The sequence below is a fragment of the Mycobacterium sp. 5-140-3-2 genome (genome assembly GCF_035666375.1).
GTDB classification, from domain to species: domain Bacteria; phylum Actinomycetota; class Actinomycetes; order Mycobacteriales; family Mycobacteriaceae; genus Mycobacterium; species Mycobacterium intracellulare.
Map to the genome: position 1 here is coordinate 2,422,745 of NZ_CP142025.1, position 22,288 is coordinate 2,445,032.

Annotated in this window: 11 protein-coding genes and 2 pseudogenes; 8 read left to right on the forward strand and 5 right to left on the reverse strand. The window is 66.5% G+C overall.

Translation table 11 applies throughout. The annotated features are described in order from the left end of the window. Position 1: 1 nt before the first annotated feature. The 5 genes and pseudogenes from pks2 to P6281_RS11480 form a co-directional block, all read left to right on the forward strand. The gene (gene pks2, locus P6281_RS11460; RefSeq protein WP_324738888.1) at positions 2-6,352 is read left to right on the forward strand and encodes a sulfolipid-1 biosynthesis phthioceranic/hydroxyphthioceranic acid synthase; all 6,351 of its coding nucleotides are present in this window, start codon (positions 2-4) and stop codon (positions 6,350-6,352) included. 18 nt (positions 6,353-6,370) lie between these two features. Continuing rightward, the gene (locus P6281_RS11465) at positions 6,371-7,669 is read left to right on the forward strand and encodes a cytochrome P450 (RefSeq protein ID WP_008256248.1); all 1,299 of its coding nucleotides are present in this window, start codon (positions 6,371-6,373) and stop codon (positions 7,667-7,669) included. Beyond that, positions 7,666-7,995: a hemophore-related protein gene (locus P6281_RS11470; protein ID WP_176476793.1), complete on the forward strand. Its 330-nt coding sequence runs from the start codon at positions 7,666-7,668 to the stop codon at positions 7,993-7,995. The genes P6281_RS11465 and P6281_RS11470 overlap by 4 nt, the downstream gene beginning before the upstream one ends. A gap of 48 nt (positions 7,996-8,043) precedes the next feature. Continuing rightward, positions 8,044-8,811 carry a siderophore-interacting protein gene (locus P6281_RS11475; protein ID WP_029384411.1) on the forward strand — a complete coding sequence of 256 codons (768 nt, stop codon included), beginning with the start codon at positions 8,044-8,046 and terminating at the stop codon, positions 8,809-8,811. Between the two features lie 2 nt (positions 8,812-8,813). Next, positions 8,814-10,099 (forward strand): annotated as a pseudogene (locus P6281_RS11480) (AMP-binding protein); the annotation flags it as partial. A 102-nt stretch (positions 10,100-10,201) separates the two neighbouring features. Here P6281_RS11480 and P6281_RS11485 read toward each other — a convergent pair. Further along, complete coding sequence (locus P6281_RS11485) at positions 10,202-11,599, reverse strand: IS1380 family transposase (protein WP_041320958.1); 1,398 nt, start codon at positions 11,597-11,599, stop codon at positions 10,202-10,204. Between the two features lie 124 nt (positions 11,600-11,723). Here P6281_RS11485 and P6281_RS11490 point away from each other — a divergent pair. Both P6281_RS11490 and P6281_RS11495 read left to right on the forward strand, forming a co-directional pair. Further along, positions 11,724-12,215, forward strand: a pseudogene (locus tag P6281_RS11490) (acyl-CoA synthetase); the annotation flags it as partial. An 810-nt stretch (positions 12,216-13,025) separates the two neighbouring features. Beyond that, complete coding sequence (locus P6281_RS11495; protein ID WP_008256256.1) at positions 13,026-13,904, forward strand: SDR family oxidoreductase; 879 nt, start codon at positions 13,026-13,028, stop codon at positions 13,902-13,904. On the opposite strand, the gene P6281_RS11500 is transcribed toward P6281_RS11495, so the two are convergent. Together P6281_RS11500 and P6281_RS11505 are read right to left on the reverse strand one after the other, a co-directional pair. Then, complete coding sequence (locus P6281_RS11500) at positions 13,901-15,346, reverse strand: amino acid permease (protein WP_009953407.1); 1,446 nt, start codon at positions 15,344-15,346, stop codon at positions 13,901-13,903. The genes P6281_RS11495 and P6281_RS11500 overlap by 4 nt on opposite strands. Positions 15,347-15,421: 75 nt before the next feature. After that, positions 15,422-16,324 (reverse strand): PAC2 family protein, encoded by a 903-nt coding sequence (locus tag P6281_RS11505; RefSeq protein ID WP_014380025.1) that lies wholly within the window; start codon positions 16,322-16,324, stop codon positions 15,422-15,424. Between the two features lie 479 nt (positions 16,325-16,803). Here P6281_RS11505 and metH point away from each other — a divergent pair, with 479 nt between their 5' ends. Beyond that, a complete protein-coding gene (metH, locus tag P6281_RS11510; protein ID WP_009953405.1) occupies positions 16,804-20,598 on the forward strand; it encodes a methionine synthase in 3,795 nt (1,264 codons plus the stop codon). A 248-nt stretch (positions 20,599-20,846) separates the two neighbouring features. On the opposite strand, the gene P6281_RS11515 is transcribed toward metH, so the two are convergent. Both P6281_RS11515 and P6281_RS11520 read right to left on the reverse strand, forming a co-directional pair. Further along, a complete protein-coding gene (locus tag P6281_RS11515) occupies positions 20,847-21,614 on the reverse strand; it encodes a mannan-binding family protein (RefSeq protein WP_202378119.1) in 768 nt (255 codons plus the stop codon). Beyond that, the gene (locus P6281_RS11520) at positions 21,611-22,285 is read right to left on the reverse strand and encodes a hypothetical protein (RefSeq protein ID WP_009953402.1); all 675 of its coding nucleotides are present in this window, start codon (positions 22,283-22,285) and stop codon (positions 21,611-21,613) included. Before P6281_RS11520 ends, P6281_RS11515 begins: the two co-directional genes overlap by 4 nt. Positions 22,286-22,288: the final 3 nt, after the last annotated feature.

Here is a 22,288-nt window from a genome sequence, read left to right on the forward strand (position 1 = left end):
AATGACTACCTACCCGATCGACGACGTCATGCAGCGCTGGCCGTCGGCCGACTCGCCGCCGATCGGCGCCACACCTGTCACTCCCATTGCTGTGATCGGCATGGCGTGCCGGCTACCGGGAGGCATCGATTCCCCGGAGCAGTTGTGGGAGGCGTTGCTGCGCGGCGACGACCTGGTTACCGAGATCCCGCCCGACCGCTGGGACGCCGACGAATACTACGATCCCGAGCCGGGTGTGCCGGGCCGGTCGGTCTCGCGGTGGGGCGCATTCATCGACGACGTCGCCGGCTTCGATCCCGAGTTCTTCGGGATCAACGAGCGGGAAGCGACCGCGATGGATCCGCAACACCGGATACTTCTGGAAACCTCGTGGGAGGCCATGGAACACGCCGGTCTTACGCGGGAGCGAATCGCCGACTCGCGCACCGGCGTGTTCATGGGATTGACGCATGGTGACTACCAACTGCTGGCCGCCGACGCGCACTCCGTCGAGGGGGCATACGGCTTTTCCGGCAGCAACTTCAGCCTGGCCTCCGGGCGCATCGCCTACGCCCTGGGGGTTCACGGTCCCGCACTGACCGTGGACACCGCCTGTTCTTCCGGCCTGACCGCGATCCACCTGGCTTGCCGCAGCCTGCACGAGCGCGAAAGCGACCTCGCCCTTGCCGGCGGCGCCACGCTGGCGTTGGACCCGCGGAAATTCGCCGCGGGGTCGGCCGAGGGCATGCTGTCGCCGACCGGGCGCTGCCACGCCTTCGACGTCGCGGCCGACGGGTTCGTGGGCGGCGAGGGCAGCGTCATGCTGTTACTCAAGCGGCTGTCCGACGCGCTGCGCGATGGCGACCGGATTCTGGCCGTCGTGCGGGGGACCGCCGCCAATCAGGACGGTCACACCGTGAATATCGCCACCCCGTCGAAGACCGCGCAGACCGCGGTGTATCAGGCGGCGTTGGCCGCCGCGGGTGTCGACGCCCGAACGGTTGCCATGGTCGAGGCCCACGGGCCCGGCACCCCGGTGGGTGACCCGATCGAATATGCCAGCCTGGCCGACGTTTACGGCGTCGAGGGGCCCTGCGCGCTGGCGTCGGTGAAGACCAACTTCGGCCATGCGCAGGCGGCCTCCGGAGCCCTCGGGATGATGAAGGCGATCCTGGCGCTGCAGCACGGTGTGGTTCCCCGGAATCTGCATTTCACCCGGCTACCCGATGACCTGGCCAAGATCGATACGAAACTCTTTGTGCCCCTTGAGACTACGCCGTGGACTACCAACGGGGACCACCCACGACGGGCGGCGGTCTCGTCGTACGGCCTGTCGGGAACCAACGTGCACGCCATCGTGGAACAAGCACCCGAACAAGCCCTGAAAACCGTTGTATCCCAGGCCGAATCGTCGACCACGGAACCGCTGATATTTCCGCTGTCGTCCACCTCGGCCGATGAACTGCGCCGCACGGCCGGCCGGCTGGCCGGCTGGGTGCGAGCACATGACGATCTGGCGTTGCCCGACCTGGCCTACACCCTGGCGCGCCGGCGCGTCCACCGCCCGGTACGTACCGCGGTCATCGCGGATAGCCGGGCCGGGCTCGTCGTGGCGCTGCGCGAGGTTGCCGACGGCGATGCTCCGTATCAGCCCGCGGTCGGACAGGACGACCGCGGGCCGGTTTGGGTGTTCTCCGGGCAGGGTTCGCAATGGGCGGCGATGGGCGCAGACCTGCTGGCGACCGAACCTGTGTTTGCCGCCACCGTCGCGGAAGTCGAACCGCTGATCGCGCGGGAGTCCGGATTCTCGGTGATCGCAGCCATGTCGGCGCCGCAGACCGTGGCCGGCCAAGACCGTGTCCAGCCGACCCTGTTCGCCTTGCAGGTCGCGCTGGCGGCCACGATGAAGGCATATGGAGTGCGCCCGGGCGCGGTGATCGGGCACTCCCTCGGCGAGGCCGCGGCAGCTGTCGTCGCGGGTGCGATGTCGCTGGAAGACGGGGCGCGGGTGATCTGCCGCCGCTCGCGGCTGATGTCCCGCATCGCCGGTGCGGGTGCCACAGCATCGGTGGAATTGCCCGCCCAGCAAGTGCTTTCGGAGCTGACGGCGCGTGGCGTCAACGACGTCGTGGTGGCGGTGGTGGCCTCGCCGCAGTCCACCGTGATTGCCGGTGCCGCCCAAACGGTTCGCGACCTGGTCGCGGCCTGGGAGCAGCGCGATGTGATGGCCCGCGAGGTCCCCACGGACGTCGCCTTTCATTCGCCTCAAGTCGATCCGATCATGGACGAGCTGACCGCGATGCTCGCAGAGATCAGCCCGATGACACCGGAGGTTCCGTACTACTCGGCGACCCTGTTCGACCCGCGCGAGCAGCCCGTGTGCGACGCCCGCTATTGGGCGAACAACATGCGCCGTATGGTGCGGTTCGCCACGGCCGTGCAGGCCGCTTTGGAGGACGGCTTCCGGGTCTTTGCCGAGCTGGCGCCGCACCCGCTGCTTACCCGCGCTCTCGAGCAGACCGCGCGCGGTCGGGAGATGCCGATGGCCGCTCTGGCCGGGATGCGCCGTCAACAATCGCTTCCCTACGGGCTGCGTGGTTTTGTGGCGGATCTACACAGCGCGGGCGCGGCGGTCGATTTCTCCGTGCTCTACCCGAGTGGGCGGCTGGTGGACGCGCCGCTGCCGACCTGGACGCACCGCCGGCTGTGGTTGAGCGGCGGCGGCCAGGAATCCCCGACACACGGCGGCTGCACCGTTTCCGTGCATCCACTGCTGGGTTCGCACGTGCACCTGCAGGAGGAGCCCGAGCGCCACGTGTGGCAGGCCGAGGTCGGCACCGCCGCGCAGCCGTGGCTCGCCGACCACCAGATCCGCAATGTGGTTGTGCTCCCGGGAGCCGCGTACTGCGAGATGGCGTTGGCCGCCGCGCGCACCGTGCTGGGCGAGACGGCCGAGGTTCGCGACATCCGGTTCGAGCAGGCGCTCCTGCTGGATGAGCAGACCACGATCGGCGCCTTGGCGTCGTTGTCCTCACCGGGCGTCGTCGAGTTCACCGTCGAGTCGAATCGGGGCGGCGAACAGGCGCGGCATGCCGCCGCAATCCTCCGTGCCGCAGAGGATGACCGGCCCCCCGCGTACGACATGTGCGCGCTCCTCGCCGCGCATACGGGTAGCGATGATGGCGACGAGGTGCGCGCGCGCATGGACCGACGTGGCGTTCAGTACGGTCCCGCATTCGCCGGTTTGGGTGTCGTCCACACCGGCAAGGAGGCGCCCGGCACCGTCCTGGCCGAGGTGGCGCTGCCCCGCCAAATCCGCTCGCAACAAGCTCTTTACGGCGTACACCCCGCATTGCTGGATGCCTGTTTCCAGTCCGTTGAAGCTCATCCGGACGTCCGGGCCCTGGGCGACGGCGCGCTGGGGTTGGTGTTGGGTATTCGTCGACTCCGCGCCTACGGCGCCGCCCGCAATGCCCACTACTGCTACACACGGGTGACCAAGGCCGAGACTTCCGGGGTCGAGGCCGACATCGACGTGCTCGACGAGCACGGGGCAGTCCTGCTCACCGTGCAGGGCCTGCGGGTGGGTACCAGCGCATCCGAGAGCGGCAACAAAGATCGGGTGCTGGCCGAGCGGCTGCTGACCGTCGAATGGCGGCAACGCGAATTGCCGGAGCCGGACCACACCGACGCCGGAAGCTGGCTATTGCTTTGCACTTCCGCCACCGCGGACGTGGCCGCCAGCTCGCTCGCCGACGCGTTGAAAAACCACGGGATGCAGTGCACGACCATGTCCTGGCCGCGGCACGCCGACCACAGCTCCACCGTGGGTCAGCTCGGAAATCATCTGCGTACCGGTGGATTCGCCGCAGTGGTGATCCTCACCGGGCCGGACAACGGTGAATCCGAGGAGCAGTGTGCGCTTTTGGGCCGGGACTACGTGCAACATCTGGCACGCATTGCCCGCGAGCTGGTGGACGTTCCCGGCGAACCGCCGCGCTTGTACGTCGTCACCCGCAACGCCCAAACGGTGGTGTCCAACGACGTGCCCGACCTCGCGCAGGCCGGGCTGCGGGGCCTGGTCCGGGTAATCGGCATGGAACACCCGCATCTGGGCGCCAGTCTGATCGATGTGGACGAAACCACCGACGCCGAGCAGCTGGCACGGCAACTGCTCGCCGGTTCGGACGAGGACGAGACCGCCTGGCGAAACGGCGCGTGGTACACCGCGCGGTTGTGCCCCGCTCCGCTGCTTGCCGAGGAGCGGAAAACCGCCGTCGCCAACCACGAGTCCGACGGGATGCGGCTGCAGATCCGTACGCCCGGCGACCTGGAGTCACTCGAACTCGTTGCCTGCGACCGCGTTCCACCGGGACCCGGAGAGATCGAGGTCGCCGTCAGTGCGTCCAGCATCAACTTCGCTGACGTCCTCGTCGCGTTCGGCCGTTACCCCGCATTCGAGGGCCGGCTGCCTGCGCTGGGCACCGACTTCGCCGGCGTGGTGACCGCGGTCGGACCGGGCGTGACCGGCCACCGGGTGGGGGATCATGTCGGCGGCCTGAGCGCCAACGGTTGTTGGGCTACGTTCCTCACCTGCGACGCGCGCCTGGCCGTCACGCTGCCGCCCGGCCTGGCCGACGACCAGGCGGCGGCGGTCACCACCGCGCATGCCACCGCCTATTACGGCCTGCATGAGCTGGCCCGAATCAAAGCCGGCGAGCGGGTGCTGATCCACTCCGCGACCGGTGGGGTTGGACAGGCGGCAATCGCCATTGCCCGGGCCGCGAAGGCCGAGATCTTCGCCACCGCGGGCAGCGAGCAACGTCGACAATTATTGCGCGACATGGGTATTGAGCATGTCTACGACTCGCGAAGCGTGGAGTTCGCCGACCTGATACGTCGCGACACCGACGGCTATGGCGTGGACATCGTGCTCAACTCGGTCGTCGGCGCCGCCCAGCGCGCGGGCGTCGAATTGCTGGCGTTCGGTGGCCGATTCGTCGAAATCGGCAAACGCGACATCTACGGTGACACCCGGTTGGGACTCTTCCCGTTCCGGCGAAACCTGACGTTCTACGCCCTCGACCTGGGGTTGATGTCATTCAGCCACCCGGACAGGCTGCGAGACCTGCTGAACACGGTGTACCGGCTCACCGCGGACGGCTCGTTGCCGATGCCGCAGAGCACGCACTACCCACTTGCCGACGCCGCCACCGCGATTCGGGTGATGAGCGGCGCGCAGCACACCGGCAAACTCGTGCTCGATGTCCCGCGCACGGGCCGCAGCCGCGTGATGGTGCCGCCCGCGCAGGTCGGGGTCTTCCGCAGCGACGGGGCTTACATCGTCGCCGGTGGGCTGGGAGGCTTGGGGCTGTTCCTGGCCGAGAAGATGGCTACTCCCGGTTCGGGAGCCGGTTGCGGGCGTATCGTGCTGTCCTCGCGCTCGCAACCAACTCCCGAGGCGCTGGAGATGATCGAGCGCATCCGCGCGATCGGTGCCGACGTCGTGGTCGACTGCGGCGACATCACCGAGGCCGAGACGGCCCGGCGATTGGTGGCCACGGCAACCGCCACCGGGCTTCCGGTGCGCGGTGTGCTGCACCTGGCGGCGGTGATCGAGGACGCCACGCTGACCAATATCACCGACGAGCTCATCGAGCGTGACTGGGCACCAAAGGTTTACGGTGCATGGAATTTGCACACCGCGACCGCTTCGCAGCCATTGGACTGGTTCTGCTCGTTCTCCTCGGCCGCCGCGCTGGTCGGCTCGCCCGGTCAGGGCGCCTACGCCGCCGCCAACAGCTGGCTGGACGCCTTCACCCGTTGGCGCCGGGCTCGAGGTCTGCCGGCCACCGCGATCGCGTGGGGCGCCTGGGCGCAGATAGGACGCGCCACCGCCTTGGCCGACCGCGCCGACGCTGCTATAGCTCCCGACGAAGGCGCTTATGCATTGGAAGCGCTGCTGCGCCATGACCGCGCCTGCACCGGCTACGCCCCGATAACGGCCACACCGTGGTTGGCCGCTTTCGCCCAACGCAGCCCCTTCGCCGAAGCGTTCCGCTCCAACGGGCAAAGCGCCACGGGCACAAGCAGACTGCGCGCCGAGCTCGAAGAGCTGACCCTGGACGAGTGGCCCACCCGGCTGCGGCGATTGATCTCCGACCAGGTCAGCCTGATCCTGCGCCGCAACATTGACCCCGACCGTCCGCTGTCCGAGTACGGACTCGACTCGCTGGGCGGTCTCGAACTACTTACCCGCATCCAGACCGAAACGGGCATACGCGTGACGCCCGCCGACATCGCCAGCATTGGCACCATTCGCGGTCTGGCGGAACTGCTGTGCTCAAAGCTGGCGCCCGCGGACGCGGCGTGAGGCGGAAAGGATTTCATCATGGCTTCCGATCACATGGTCACAGGAAAGTCCGCTCCGAGCGGACCCGAGCACCTCGACTTCTTCACCGACAAGGCGCTCGTCGACGACCCCTACGACTACTACGACGCGATCCGGCGTTGCCCGGTATGGCGTGAGCCGGCGCACGGTGTGGTGATGGTGTCGGGGTACGACGAGGCCCTCGCGGTGCAACGCGACACCGAGCAGGCCCTGTCGGTATGCAACATCGTCAGCGGGCCATGGTCGGGGATTCCGACCAAAACCGACAGCGATGACATCTCGGACGTGATCGAGCGGCACCGCAAGAAGGTTACGTTCGGCGACTACTTCATCACGTTCGATCCACCGAAGCACACCGCGCACCGCTCGCTGTTGAGCCGGTTGTTCACGCCGAAACAGCTCAAGAACAACGAGGACTTCCTGTGGCGCCTTGCCGATGAACAACTCAACCGCTTCGTCGCAAAGGGTAAGTGCGAGATCGTCTTCGACTACAACTTCCCGTTCACGCTCGACGCGATCACCGACCTGCTGGACGTACCCGAGGCCGATCGTGAGCGATTCCGCCACGCGGCGAGAGCCAGCAGGCTCGAAGGCGACCGCAGCGGTTTCGTCGGCGTGAAAGAGGAGTGGTTCGTGGAGTACATCGAGGAACGGCGGCGCAATCCGCGCGACGACGTCCTCACCGAGCTTGCGTTGGCAAAGTTTCCCGACGGCACGACCCCCGACGCGTTAGACGTCGCCCGCGTTGCCACCTTCATGTACGCCGCGGGCCACGGCACGACGATCGACCTGCTGAGTCTGTCGATGCTCACGTTGGCGGAGCGACCGGACCTGCAAGAGCAGCTGCGCGAGGACAATTCAAAGATTCCCGCCTTCATCGAGGAGATGCTGCGCATCGAGAGCCCGATCAAATCGAACTTCCGCCTGGCGCGGCGTAGCACCAGGATCGGAGACGTCGATGTGCGAGCCGGTACCAGCATTCTGGTGATGAACGGTGCGGCAAACCGCGATCCCCGGCGGTTCGACGATCCCGACGAATTCCGCCTCGGCCGCCCGAACATACTGCATCACATGGCGTTCGGCCGTGGTGTTCACACGTGCCCGGGCGCGCCCATCGCCCGCGCCGAAGTGCGGGTGAGCCTGGAACGAATCCTGGCTCGGATGCGCGACATTCGGCTTTCCGAGGCCGAGCACGGTCCCCCGGGCGCTCGCCGGCTCGACTGGGACCGCACCCTGTTGTTCAGGCGCCTCAAGGAATTGCACCTCGAGTTCGCACCCGTTCAGGAGGTGTCCAATTGACCACGACCCGAGTGGCTGTCGGCGTTTGCGCCCTCGCATTGTCGTTGACCGCCGGTGCCGGTCTTGCGTCCGCCGATCGGGACCTGAGTCCGTTCGTCAACACCACCTGCAATTACGGACAGGTGATATCGGCGCTGCAGGCGGCGGATCCGCAAGCCGCCGCACAATTCAACTCTTCGCCGGAGAGCGGGGCCTTCTTGCGTCAGTTCCTCGCTTCGCCGCCGGGTCAACGCCAGCAGATGGCCCAGATGCTGGCCGGCCAGCCGGGGGCCGACCAGCAGTTTGAACTCGTCCAGCGCGTCTTCGGCACCTGCAACAACTACTGAGCAGACCGGCACCCACCGTCGACCACCGAAAGCGTTTTGGAGTTCTTTGTGGCCACCCTCATCGATCGTTTCCCACTGATCAGCACGCTGCGAGACGCTGTTTTCCTCTCCGCGACGGTCAGCGAGATCGAAAGTCTGACACCAAGAATGCGCCGCATCCGGTTCAGCGGCCCGCGGCTGCAGGGACTGACCTGGACGCCGGGTCAGCATGTCCGGCTGCAGGTCGCGAACCTGCGTGATTCCGTTGTTCGGCTGCGCCCGTACCCGGTGCTCCGCACGTATTCCATCTACGACGTCGACCCCGACCTCGGTGCGCTCGACATCGTGATGGTCGACCACGACGGCGACCCGAAGAACGCGACGCCCGCCAGACGCTGGGCGACGGCCACCTCCGTCGGAGACCAGGCCCAGTTCACCCGCCCCCAGGGCAAATTCGTCATCCGCCGCGGCGCGCCCTACCACGTGTTCGCCGGCGAAGAAACCGCGTCGGTCGCGTTCGCCGCGATGCTGCGCTCTCTGCACCCGTCCGCCGAGGTTTACGGCGTGGTCGAGGCCGCGACCGACACCGACCACCTTCCCCTCGCCACCCCCCTGACCCGGGTCGAGCGCGGTGACGCTCCAGCGGCAGACTCTGCCGTGCTCGCCGATGCCCTACGTAGCCTCCCGCTACCCGCCCATCCCGGCGTCGCCTACCTCGCCGGCGAGGCCCGCACCATACAAACCTTGCGCAAGATCCTGACCACCGAACGTGGCTGGGATCGACGCCAGATATGCACCAAACCCTTTTGGACCCCCGGCCGAGCCGGCATGGAGTGATCATGGTTGAGACGTCCATTTCGAACCTGCTGTGTGAACGAGCCAGCTTGCAGCCCAACGACACGGCGTTCACCTTCATTGACTACGAGCAGGACTGGAACGGAATTGCCGAAAGCCTGACGTGGTCTCAGCTGCAGCGGCGAACGGTGAACCTTGCCCGGCAGCTTCACGATTGCGGGTCGACGGGTGATCGCGCCGTCATCATGGCCCCGCAGGGCCTCGACTACGTCGTGGCGTTTCTCGGCACACTGCAGGCGGGGCGGGTCGCGGTTCCGCTTTCGGTTCCGCTGGGTGGCGTCAGCGATGAGCGGGTCAGTTCGGTGCTGCGCGATGCGTCACCGACGGTCGTCCTCACCACGTCCGCCGCTGCGGAAACCGTTGCGAACTATGTCAAGTCGGAGTCCGGCGGGCCCGTGCCGTCGGTGGTTGAGGTCGACCTGCTGGGCCTGGACGCCCGCACAGGATCCGGCGCCGGGAGCGAGAATCACGCAGATCTTGCGTATTTGCAGTACACGTCCGGGTCGACCCGTCAGCCCGCCGGGGTCATGGTCTCGCATCGGAACTTGCTGGCCAATTTCGGGCAGGTGATGTCCGACTTTTGTGTGGAGTACGGCGGCGTCGCTCCACCCGATACGACCATCGTGTCGTGGCTGCCGTTTTACCACGACATGGGTTTGGTACTGGGGGTGTGCGCACCGGTCCTGGGCGGTATTCACACGGTGCTGATGAGTCCGGTGTCGTTCCTGCAGCGACCGGCCCGATGGATGCAATTGCTGGCCAAGGAAAGTCACGCATTTTCCGCGTCGCCGAACTTCGCTTTCGAATTGGCGGCCCGCAAAACCTCAGACGAGGACATGGCCGGACTGGATCTCGGGGATGTACTGGTCATCCTCAGTGGTAGCGAACGGGTGCATCCGGCGACCTTGCGGCGTTTCACCGGGCGGTTCACGCGCTTCAATCTGCCCGACAAAGCGGTGCGGCCCGCCTATGGGCTCGCGGAGGCAACGGTGTACGCGTTGACCCGCACACCGGCGCAACCACCCAAAATCGCCCACTTCGACTCCGAGAAACTGGCCACCGGGATTGCGCAGCAGTGCGAAAGTTCAACCGGCACACCACTTGTCAGCTACGGGGCGCCGCGGTCTCCGGTGATTCGTGTCGTTGATCCCGACACCAACATTGAGTGCCCCCAGGGAACGGTCGGTGAGATCTGGGTGCATGGTGACAACGTCGCCATGGGCTATTGGCTAAACCTGATTCCACCGATAGACCCTGCGGTCGGCGGTTGAGCTGTTGATCTTGATTTGGGCTGGTGGTGGGCGTGGCAGGGCCGCTGGTCTGCCCAGCGTTTCCTGTTGGGTCCTGGTTGGCGGGGCGGGTGGATGGTGGTTCAGGCGCTGGATTGGTAGCCGATGATGTTGTGCCACAGGGTGTTCCATGCTGGTTCCCAGGGCCAGTGGGTGGGTAGGTGCAGGATCGGTTTGCGTTGGGGTCGGGCCAGGCGGGCCGGGACGTTGACGAGGTGTCGGCGCAGGGTGGCTCCTCGGGCGGTGCGGTGACGGGCGCCGGCCAGCGTTGCGGCGGCGCGCAGCAGATTGTGGGCGATGGCCGCGCAGACGGCCCAGGCGCTGTTGGCGCCGAAGCGTCCTGAAGGTATGTGGGCCAGGGGGCCGTCGATGAGATCGGCGAAGGTGGTTTCGATGATGGCGTGGCGGCGGTGGGTGATATCGGCGTCGGTGGCCGACTCGGTGGAGTTGGTGAAGAACGGGTGATACCGCCAGATCGGGAACAGGCCGTCTTCGGGTTGGGTGGCGTCTTTGACGCGGCGCACGATCAAGCGGGCGGTGAGCGCCTGGTGGGTGCCGGATTCGGCGATGGTGTAGGTGATTTCGGCGACCTCGGCATCAGAGATCCAGGCCCCAGTCTCGGGGTCACGGACTGCACCCGGGTAGCGCACGGGGGTCCAGGCGTGCTCGTCGATGGCATCGATGGCGCGTTGCACCGCCGCGTTGCGGGTCAGTACCAGGGAGAACACCGCACCGTAGCGGCGGCACACCCGGATCACCGCCCGTGATCCGTAGGCGCTGTCACCACGGACGATGATCTGTCCGCTGACTCCGGCCGCGCGCGCGGTGCTCAGCGCTTGGGCGACCATGCGGGCGGCCCCTTTACCGGAGTTAGCCTTGCCGGCTCGTAGCCGGATGCCGGTGATCACCGGTGCGGTGGTGTCGGTGCTCAGCGTGGTGACCAGCGGGGACAGTCCTTTGCGGAGAACCTGTTTGCCGGCGATCTTGGTGTGTCCGTAGGAGGCGCCCTGTTTGGCGTGTCCGTAGACCGGGCGTACCAGCGAATCGATGTCGACAAAGGCGCGCACGTCTGATCCGGGCAGCAGACTCACCTGCTCGCACAGGCCGGCCAGATGCTCGGCCAGTACCGCGTCAAGTTGGCGGGCGTGACCGAAGGTGAACTCGCGCAGCAGGGTTCCCACGGTGGAGGGGGCATACACCGGCCCGAAGAGGGTCTTCATGCCGCCGGCGCGGACCAAGTCGACATCGTCGATGTAGTCCGCGCCGGCGCACATGCCCGCGATCAGGGTGGCCAGTTTCGGGGCCGGGTTGGCTGCCCCGGACTTGACCCGCGTCGACTCGATGTGAATCTTGTTGTCCAACAACCGTGTCAGGCCTGCTTGCTCGGCCAGGGCCATCACCGGGACCAGGCCCGCGCAGGACACGAGATTGTCCTCGTCGAACACAGCAGAGTCAGGGCCGAACCTGTGGGACACTTGCACTGGAAGTGCCTTTCTTGAACCGGTTAGATCGTTGCGTAGAGAACACCAATCTTTCCAGCTCAGAGGGCACTTTCATCATTCCGACACCCCGACAACCAGCCCGTTTATCGGTGGATCAAGGCTAAAGCCCCAGGAGACCGAAAGCGCCTTCGGCGGTCGGCTTGTCGCTCCGTCGGCCGGCGCACCGGAAGCGACGTGGTTGCGAACGGGGGACTCGGGGTTCTTCTTCGACGGCGAGCTGTTCATCATCGGCCGCATCAAGGATCTGCTGATCGTCTACGGGCGTAACCACTCGCCCGACGACATCGAAGCGACGGTCCAGGAGATCACCCGGGGCCGGTGCGCGGCGATTGCGGTTCCGCATCAGGGCATGGAAAAGCTCGTCGTGATCGCCGAAGTCAAGAACAAGGCCGCGTCCCGCGCCGAGGCGGTGGACACGCTCGCCGTCGTGGAGCGTGACGTCACCTCCGCGGTCTCCCACTCGCACGGCGTCGGCGTCGCGGATCTGGTTGTGGTGGCACCCGGGTCGATACCGATCACCACCAGTGGCAAGGTGCGGCGCTCGGCGTGCGTCGAGCAGTATCGGCAAGGTCAGTTCGCCCGCTTGAACGCGTAGGGGACCACCCACGCCGCCGACACAGCGTTGATCGCCTTATTTCTCCGTCTTTTAGCCGGCGAATTTGGTTACGCCCGTCATTACGCGACGTTCTTCTTTGTCGCTTCATTCCACGTCTTTCCCACCGGGCGCCAGCAGAATAGGTTGCTGCCCTGACGATGCCAGAGATAGGTGTCCACGTCACCGAAGCTGGCATGGGACACAAATTTCCACACGGGTAGATTCGATGGAGTCGATTTTCTGTGCATCATCCCTCCCGTCAATTACTGAAGCCGACTAGGCCGAGGGTGGATGCGTTGTTAAATCCGGCGCGCGGTGGCTGGGTTGGCGGGGCCACCGCGCGCCGGTGGCTTATCGGGTATGGCCGAATTCGACTTCTACAACGGTCACTGGCGGTGGGGCAGAGCTGTCGACCGTCATCCCGTGGCCCCCGCCGACATGCGCAACTGCGTGTCATGCCGGGAGCCTACGGTCGGCATTGGTGGCGGCGGGCAAGGTGCGAACGAATAGAGTAGTGGGGGCGGCAAGTTAGCGTAGTGTTTACACAGACTCATCGATCCGCAAAGAGTGGGCGGAGATAACCATCGCCCCGGCGACACTTTATGAGACGCGCGCTAAATACCGCCCGCTTTCTGTAATCAATTTCGTTGACGCTAATTCCATTCGTGCATAATTCGTCCGCCTGGTGATCCGCGGCAGAGCCTCGACCGACCGATCAGCGTCCTCGGCCCGTGCCGCCGAGGCCGATGGCGACCGTCCCGCGCGGGCGGCCGCAGTCACTCCGGTCCACCGCGCGGTACGTTGTCGGCCATGACATCGCTGCGGGACCAAGTCGTTTTCATCACCGGCGGCGCGCGGGGGATCGGCGCCGAGGTCGCGCGCCGGCTGGCCGCCAAGGGCGCCAAGCTCGTCCTCACCGATCTCAACGAGGCCGACCTGACGGCGCTCGCCGACGAGCTGGGCGAGGACCGGGTGCTGACCGCGGTGGCCGACGTGCGCGACCTGTCGGCGATGCAGGCGGCCGCCGCCCGCGCCGTCGAGCGGTTCGGCGGCATCGACGTCGTCGTGGCCAACGCCGGCATCATGAGTTACGGGTCGGTGACCCAAGTCGACCCCGAGGCGTTCAAGCGGGTCCTCGACATCAACGTGCTCGGCGTCTTTCACACGGTCCGCGCCGCCTTGCCCGCCCTGACCGAGCGCCGCGGCTACGTGTTGATCGTCTCCTCGCTGGCCGCCTACACGGCCTGCCCCGGGCTGGCGCCGTACAACGCCTCCAAGGCCGCCGTCGAGATGTTCGCCAATGCGCTGCGGCTGGAGGTGGCCCGCCACGGCGTGCGGGTCGGCTCGGCGCACATGTCCTGGATCGACACCGCGCTGGTCCGCGACACCCAAACCGACCTGTCCGCGTTCAACCAACTGCTGGCCAGCTTCCCGTGGCCGCTGAACAAGACGACGACCGTCGACAAATGCGCCGCCGCGTTCGTCAAGGGCATCCGGCGCCGGCGCACCCGCGTCTACTGCCCGCGCTGGGTGGCCCTGTTCCGGTGGGTCAAGCCGGTGTTGTCCAGCGCGGTCGGCGAAGCGCCCCTGCACAAATCGACCGCCGAGCTGTTACCCCAACTGGACGCCCAGGTCGCGGCGCTCGGCCGTTCCACCAGCGCCTATAACCAGGGACTTGGCAAGTCCTAGCCGGTCTGGGCCGCGCGCTGCGACGCGATGGCCGCCACCCGGTTGCGCACCAGGAGCCACCCGGCGCTCAGCGCCGGGATGACCACCACGACCGTGGCGATGGTCCAGGTGCCGGTCTGTTTGTCGAAGGCCATCATGACCAGGACGCCGGCCAAGAACGCCAGGGTGAGATAGCCCGAATAGGGCGCCCACGGCATGCGAAACCGGGGCCGTTGCAACAGCCCGGCCTTGGCCATCCGGTAGGCGCGCAGCTGACACAGCACGATGGTCGCCCAGCACGCGATGATGCCCGGCGCCACGATGTTGAGCACGATCTCGAAGGCTTCGCCGGGATTGACCGCGTTCAGGGCAATGCCGAACAGGCAGATGGCGGCCGCCATCGTGATGCCGACGTAGGGCACCCCGTTCTTGGACATCCGGGTCGCGAAGCCGGGGGCGCTGCCACTGGAGGCCATCGAGTGCATGATGCGGCCGGTGGAATACAGCCCCGCATTCAGGCTCGACAGCGCGGCGGTGAGCACCACCACGTTCATCACGTCCCCGGCGCCGTGGAAGCCGATCGTGGAAAAGAAAGTGACAAAAGGGCTTTCGGTAGCCTTGTACGAGGTGTACGGCAGCAGCAACGCCAGCAGCGCGACCGACCCGACGTAGAAGATCGCGATGCGAGCGATCACCGAATTGATCGCGCGCGGCATGACCTTTTCCGGCTCCGCGGTCTCCCCGGCGGCCGTGCCCACCAATTCGACGGCGGCATAGGCGAATACCACGCCCGAGGTGGTCAGCAGCATCGCCAGCACGCCGGAGGGGAACATGCCGCCGTGGTCGGCCCACACGCTCAGTCCGGTGCTGTGGCCGTCGATCCGATAGCGCCCCGCCAGGAAGATGATGCCCACGACCAAGAAGGCGATGAGGGCGAAAACCTTGATCAGGGCCGCCCAGAACTCCAGCTCACCGAACCATTCCACCGAGATCAGGTTCATCGACAGCACGACGATGAGGGCCAGTAGCGCCAACACCCACTGGGGGATCGATTCGAAGCTCGTCCACCGCCGCAGATAGGTGGCGATCGCGGTGGTGTCGACGATGGCCGTCATCGACCACCCCAGGAAATACATCCAGCCGATCGCGTAAGCGGCCTTCTCGCCGAAGAATTCGCGCGCGTACGACACGAACGAGCCCGACGACGGGCGATGCAGGACCAGCTCGCCCAGCGCCCGCAGGATGAGAAAGACGAAGAACCCGCACACGGCGTACACCAGGAACATCCCGGGGCCGCCCTTGGCCAGCCGACCGCCCGCGCCCAGGAACAGCCCGGAGCCGATCGCGCCGCCGATGCCGATCATCTGCACTTGCCGGGGCTTGAGGCCCTTGCGGTAGCCGGCGTCTTCGCCGAAGTCGCCGGCTCCTGGGTTGGGGTTGCCGTCATCGGGCAACGAGGGCATGAAACGTCCAATCGGTGGGTGCGAAGCGATGTTTCCGTAGTTGATCGGTCGCCGGCAAGTTCGGCGACCGCGTCATTAACGCCCGAAGCCGGGACGGCGACGGCGCAGGTAGCGCTCGAACTCGGCGGCCAGGGCGTCGCCGTCGATCTTGCCCAGCGCGTCGTTCATGTCGACCTCGGCGTCGCCGCGCTGTTCCAGCGACTGCACGTATTCGGCGAGATCCTCGTCCTCGGCGGTCATCTCGGTGACCGCCTGCTCCCATTCCTCGGCGTCGGTCGGCAAGTCCGCCAGCGGAACCTCGATGTCGAGCACGTCTTCGACGCGGCGCAGCAGGGCTACCGTCGCCTTCGGGTTCGGTGGCTGCGACACGTAATGCGGCACGGCCGCCCAGAACGTCACCGCCGGGATCCCGGCGGCCACGCAGGCGTCCTGAAACACCCCGGCGATTCCGGTGGGCCCCTCGTAGCGGCTCTCCTCAAGGCCGAAGCGCTTCGCCGACTCGGGGGAGTAGGCCGCGCCCGAGACCGGAACCGGCCGGGTGTGCGGGGTGTCGGCCAGCAGGGCGCCCAGGATCACCACGGTGTCCACGTTGAGCTTGTCCGCGATGGCCACCAACTCCGCGCAGAAGGTGCGCCAGCGCATGTTGGGTTCGACCCCGTGCATCAGCACGACATCGCGGTCGCTGCCCGGGGGCCGGCAGTGCGAGATCCGCATCGCCGGCCACACCAGCTCGCGGGTCACGCCGTCCACCTGCCGGATCACCGGGCGATTCACCTGGTAGTCGTAGTACGCCTCGTCGTCGATCTCCAAGATGGGGTCGGCTTCCCAGATGGCCTCGAGGTGTTCGAGCGCGTCGCTGGCCGCGTCGCCGGCGTCGTTCCAGCCCTCGAATGCGGCCACGACGATGGTCTGATGCAGTTCGGGCAGAGCGGCCTTACCACTAGGGAGGCCAAAGGGAGGGCCATCGGGCGGGGTCACAGAATTAGCGTACGGCCTTCCGCGCGACGACGATGCGGACCGCGCGCGGTTCGATGAGGAGTCGGGCAATTGGATCTAGCCCCCATCTTCGGGGCGCGGTGGCGGTGAATTGGCGCCCGCCGAGCGTTTCACCGGGGGCTTTACATAGGCCGACTATTCTTATGGCGTGACTGCCGCTGACGAAGGCCGTGCCGTGGACTTTGTGCTGGACGATCGCTACAACGGCGTCGCCGCGGTCAAGGCGAAATACGGCCGGCTGCAACCTCGTTAACCTTGGTAACTACTCCATTGCCGACAAGACCCGTGCGCTGGCGAGCCGGGGCAGCGCGGGTCGGGTCGAGCCAGGGCGTCCAGGCGTCGGGTGACGACGTAGACTTTTCTGGTCGAGAGGCGTTGCAACGGTTTCTGGAGGGGGCCTGGTCCCCTGCCGGTCTCCGCCACGCTCGGCAGAGTCAAGGACGCCTTCCGCTACGGAAGGAATGCACATGACGGCCGTTGAGACGAAGACTTCCGCGACGAACACTTCCGCGTCGGATGCCTTCGCGCCGAACATCCGCCCCGACTGCACCGACGAACTGACGGCGGCCCTGCGCCAGCGGATCATGGTGATCGACGGCGCGATGGGCACGGCGATCCAGCGGGACCGGCCGGACGAGGCCGGCTACCGCGGCGATCGGTTCACGGAATGGCCGACCGCCCTGCAGGGCAACAACGACCTGCTCAACCTGACGCAACCGCAGATCATCGAGGGCATCCACCGCGAGTACCTCGAGGCGGGCGCCGACATCCTGGAAACCAACACGTTCAACGCGAACGCCATCTCGCTCTCCGATTACGACATGGCCGACCTGGCCTACGAGCTCAACTACGCCGGCGCCGCCCTGGCCCGCAAGGCGGCCGACGAGTACAGCACCCCGGAGAAGCCCCGCTACGTGGCCGGCGCGATCGGGCCGACGACGCGGACCGCGTCGATCTCGCCCGACGTCAACGACCCCGGCGCCCGCAACGTCTCCTACGACCAGCTGGTCGCCGCCTACCTGGAAGCCGCCAACGGCCTGGTCGACGGCGGTGCAGACCTGCTCATCATCGAGACGATCTTCGACTCGCTGAACGCCAAGGCGGCGGTGTTCGCCGTCGAGACGCTGTTCGAGGACCGCGGACGCCGCTGGCCGGTGATCATCTCGGGCACCATCACCGATGCCTCCGGGCGGACGCTGTCCGGTCAGGTCACCGAAGCATTCTGGAACGCGATCAGGCACGCGAAGCCGATCGCGGTCGGCCTCAACTGCGCCCTGGGCGCGCCGGAGATGAGGCCCTACATCGCCGAGATGTCGCGGATCGCGGACACCTTCGTCTCCTGCTATCCGAACGCCGGCCTGCCCAACGCCTTCGGCGAGTACGACGAGACCCCGGAGCGTCAGGCCGGCTACATCGCCGACTTCGCCGAGGCGGGCCTGGTCAACCTGGTCGGCGGGTGCTGCGGAACGGCGCCGCCGCACATCGCCGAGATCGCCAAGGTCGTCGAGGGCAAACCGCCGCGCGAGGTGCCGAAGATCGAGGTGGCCACCCGTCTGTCGGGCCTGGAGCCGCTCAACATCACCGACGATTCCCTGTTCGTGAACATCGGTGAGCGCACCAACATCACCGGTTCCGCCCGGTTCCGCAACCTGATCAAGGCCGAGGACTACGACACCGCGCTGTCGGTCGCCCTGCAGCAGGTCGAGGTCGGTGCGCAGGTCATCGACATCAACATGGACGAAGGCATGATCGACGGCGTCGCCGCGATGGACCGGTTCACCAAGCTGATCGCGGCCGAGCCGGACATCAGCCGCGTCCCGGTGATGATCGACTCCTCCAAGTGGGAGGTCATCGAGGCCGGCCTGAAGAACGTGCAGGGCAAGCCGATCGTCAACTCGATCTCCATGAAGGAGGGCGAGGAGAAATTCATCCGTGAGGCGCGGCTGTGCCGCAAGTACGGCGCCGCCGTCGTCGTGATGGCGTTCGACGAGCAGGGTCAGGCCGACAACCTGGAGCGCCGCAAGGAGATCTGCGGGCGCGCCTACCGGATCCTGACCGAGGAGGTCGGCTTCCCGCCCGAGGACATCATCTTCGACCCGAACTGCTTCGCGCTGGCGACCGGAATCGAGGAGCACGCGACGTACGGGATCGACTTCATCGAGGCCTGCGCCTGGATCAAGGAGAACCTTCCCGGGGTGCACATCTCCGGCGGCATCTCGAACGTGTCGTTCTCGTTCCGCGGCAACAACCCGGTCCGCGAGGCGATCCACGCGGTGTTCCTGTTTCACGCCATCAAGGCCGGCCTGGACATGGGCATCGTCAACGCCGGCGCGCTGGTGCCCTACGACTCGATCGACCCCGAGCTGCGCGACCGCATCGAGGACGTCGTCCTGAACCGCCGCGAGGACGCGGCCGAACGGCTGCTCGAGATCGCCGAGCGGTTCAACAAGTCAGAGAAATCCGAAGACCCCGCCGCGGCCGAATGGCGCAGCCTTCCGGTCCGCGAGCGGATCACCCACGCTTTGGTCAAGGGCATCGACGCCCACGTCGACGACGACACCGAGGAATTGCGGGCCGAGATCGCCGCCGCCGGGGGCCGCCCGATCGAGGTGATCGAGGGCCCGCTGATGGACGGCATGAACGTCGTCGGTGACCTGTTCGGCTCGGGCAAGATGTTTTTGCCCCAGGTGGTGAAGTCGGCCCGGGTGATGAAGAAGGCCGTGGCGTACCTGCTGCCGTTCATCGAGAAAGAGAAAGAACAGAACGGTACGGCAGCGGCGAAGGACACCAACGGCACGATCGTGATGGCGACCGTGAAAGGCGACGTCCACGACATCGGCAAGAACATCGTCGGGGTCGTCCTGCAGTGCAACAACTTCGAAGTGATAGACCTTGGGGTGATGGTGCCCGCCGAGAAGATCCTGGCCGCGGCCAGGGAGCACGACGCCGACATCATCGGACTGTCCGGGCTGATCACCCCGTCTCTGGATGAGATGTCCAACTTCGCCGTCGAGATGGAACGTGAAGGCCTCGAGATCCCGCTGCTCATTGGCGGCGCGACCACCTCGCGCGCTCACACGGCCGTGAAGATATCGCCGCGCCGGTCCGGTCCGGTGGTGTGGGTCAAGGACGCGTCCCGCTCGGTGCCGGTCGCCGCGGCCCTCCTCGATGACAAGCAGCGGCCGGGCCTGCTGGAAGCCACCGAGAAGGACTACGCATCGCTGCGAGAGCGGCACGCTCAGAAGAACGAGCGCCCGATGCTCACGCTGGAGAAGGCCCGCGCCAACCGGACCCCGATCGAGTGGGACGGCTACACGCCACCGGTGCCCGCCCAGGGCCTCGGGGTGCGGGAGTTCAAGGAGTACGACCTCGCCGAGTTGCGCGAGTACATCGATTGGCAGCCGTTCTTTAACGCCTGGGAGATGAAGGGCCGCTTCCCCGACATCCTCAACAACCCGGCCACCGGCGAGGCCGCCCGCAAGCTGTACGACGATGCGCAGGAGATGCTCGATACCCTGATCAAGGAGAAGTGGCTGACCGCCAACGCGGTGATCGGGTTCTTCCCGGCAAACGCGGTCGGCTCGGGTATCGAAGACATCGAGGTCTACACCGACGACACCCGCACCGAGGTGCTGACCACGCTGCACCACCTGCGTCAGCAGGGGGAGCACCGGGAGGGCATCCCGAACCGGTCGCTAAGCGACTACATCGCGCCCAAGGACACCGGCCTGGCCGACTACATCGGCGCGTTCGCCGTCACCGCCGGGCTCGGCAGCGGTGAAAAGATCGCGGAGTTCAAGGCGGCCCTCGACGACTACAGCGCGATCCTGCTGGAGTCGCTCGCCGACCGGCTGGCGGAGGCGTTCGCCGAACGGATGCACCAGCGGGTCCGCAAGGAGTTCTGGGGATTCAAGCCCGACGAGCACTTGGACAACGACGCACTCATCGCCGAGAAGTACCAGGGGATCCGCCCCGCCCCGGGCTACCCGGCGTGCCCGGAGCACACCGAGAAGGCGACGCTGTGGAAGTTGATGGACGTCCACGAGCGCACCGGCATCGAGCTCACCGAGTCGATGGCGATGTGGCCCGGCGCGGCCGTCAGCGGCTGGTATTTCTCGCACCCGCAGTCGCAGTACTTCGTGGTCGGCCGGATGGCCCAGGACCAGGTCGCCGACTACGCGAGGCGCAAGGGCTGGACCCTGAAGGAAGGTGAGCGCTGGCTCAGCTCCAACCTCGCCTACAACCCGGAGGACTGAGCTCCGGCGCCTTCGTGCCGCGTCACCGCGACGCCGAGTACGTCAACGTCTGACGCGCGGCGCGCCCGGCGGGCTCGGACTGTGGCCAGAGTCCGGCCGCAATGGCATCACACCTTTTGCCCGCCTCCGAGCGACAACGCCCGCCTCCATCTGAGGTTGTCGCTCGGAGGTGGGCACGTCGGCAGTACCCCGGTCCAGATACTCCTGTGACTGGCGGTATGCCTGTGGCGCAACGACTTACACGGGGCTCATATGCGCAGCACGGAACTGAGCGCCGACAGCGGGATGTGCGCCTGCACCGTGCCGCCGTCCATGTACCACTGCATGACACCGGGTGTGAAGTTGATCGGGCTGTCGTGGCCGACCGGGTAGTCCGGCATGTAGAGGATCAACTCGTCGGGGGTCACCGCCCAGGCCTTGTACGCCCCGGAATAGACCTTGTCCGGGGTCCAGCGGTCGACGGTGAATGGGTAGGTGCCGGGGTCGTGCGGCGGCGGCGCCTGATCGAGCGCGGTTTGGACAAACGGTTGAGCCAGTGGGGGAATGGCGGTCAGCGGGTCTGACGTCGTCAGGTCCGCCAGCTGCACCCGCCTGCCGCTCGACATGTCAAACGTGAAGGTCCGATAGGCGTTGTTGGACTGGGGGCCATCAGCGTGATAGTCCTCGTGAAACACCGCGCTGAGCAGGTTGGCGTGCCGGAAGACTTCGAAGTTCTCCTCGCCGTAGCTGTCGGCGGCCATGCTGGAGTTGGCGTTTCGCCAGTTGTTGACCAGGGTGTGCAGGTAGTCGCGGATCACCGGTCCTGTGGTTGGATTGTCGACCAGGTCCTCGGGCACCGCGACCTTGATGTCGCGCACGGCGTTGCGTTCCGAGGTGACCGAGGTGTGGCAGTACTGGCCGTCCCAGTTCCCGCCGAGCTCGCCGCAGAACGACGGCGCCGAGGCGTGCGCACGGGCGGTGGTGGGAAGCGTTGCGGCGGCGACCAATACGAACGCCGCGATGAGCTGGCGCGTCACAACAGCTGCACCTTGCTCGCCCGCCAGCGGCCGTCGACCTTTTCCATGGTCATCTTGATCCTGCTGCGGTCGATGCGCGGATCGGGTGCGGCCGTGTTGGTGACGGTCTGGTCGATAAACACCAACACGACGACCTTGTTCATGGATTCGGACTGGATGGCCGAGTCCACCACCACCCCATGCGCGGTCGCCTTGTTGTCGATCAGCAGCTGCCGAAGTTTCACGCTGGACTGGGTGTACATGTCCTTGAATTCGCCGGTCGCGCCGTCGAGCACCTGCCGGAAGTTCTCGTCGACCTTGTTCGAGTCGATGCTCGTCAGCACCTGCGCGTAGGAGATCGCCGCCTGCTGGGCCTGTTCGCCGGCCAGCCTGACCCGATGGTCCTGCCACTGCCGCCATCCCAGGAATCCCGAAACGGCAAGCGAGGCAACGAGTAACAGCGGCAGGATGCTGCGGCGCAGATATTGCCTCAGATCCTGTTTCCGAGGCCGCTTGCGGCGCTCGGCGTCCGGACGCTTGCGCCTGAGCAGACCGCCCTCGTCTTGATCCTCGGCCTCGTCGGCGGTCACGTCGTCGACATCGTCAGACACGTCTTGCGTCGATTCGGCGTCCGGCTCCGTCTTGACGGCCTCGGATTTCGGATTCTTTTGGGAGGTCACGATCACGGTCATCTC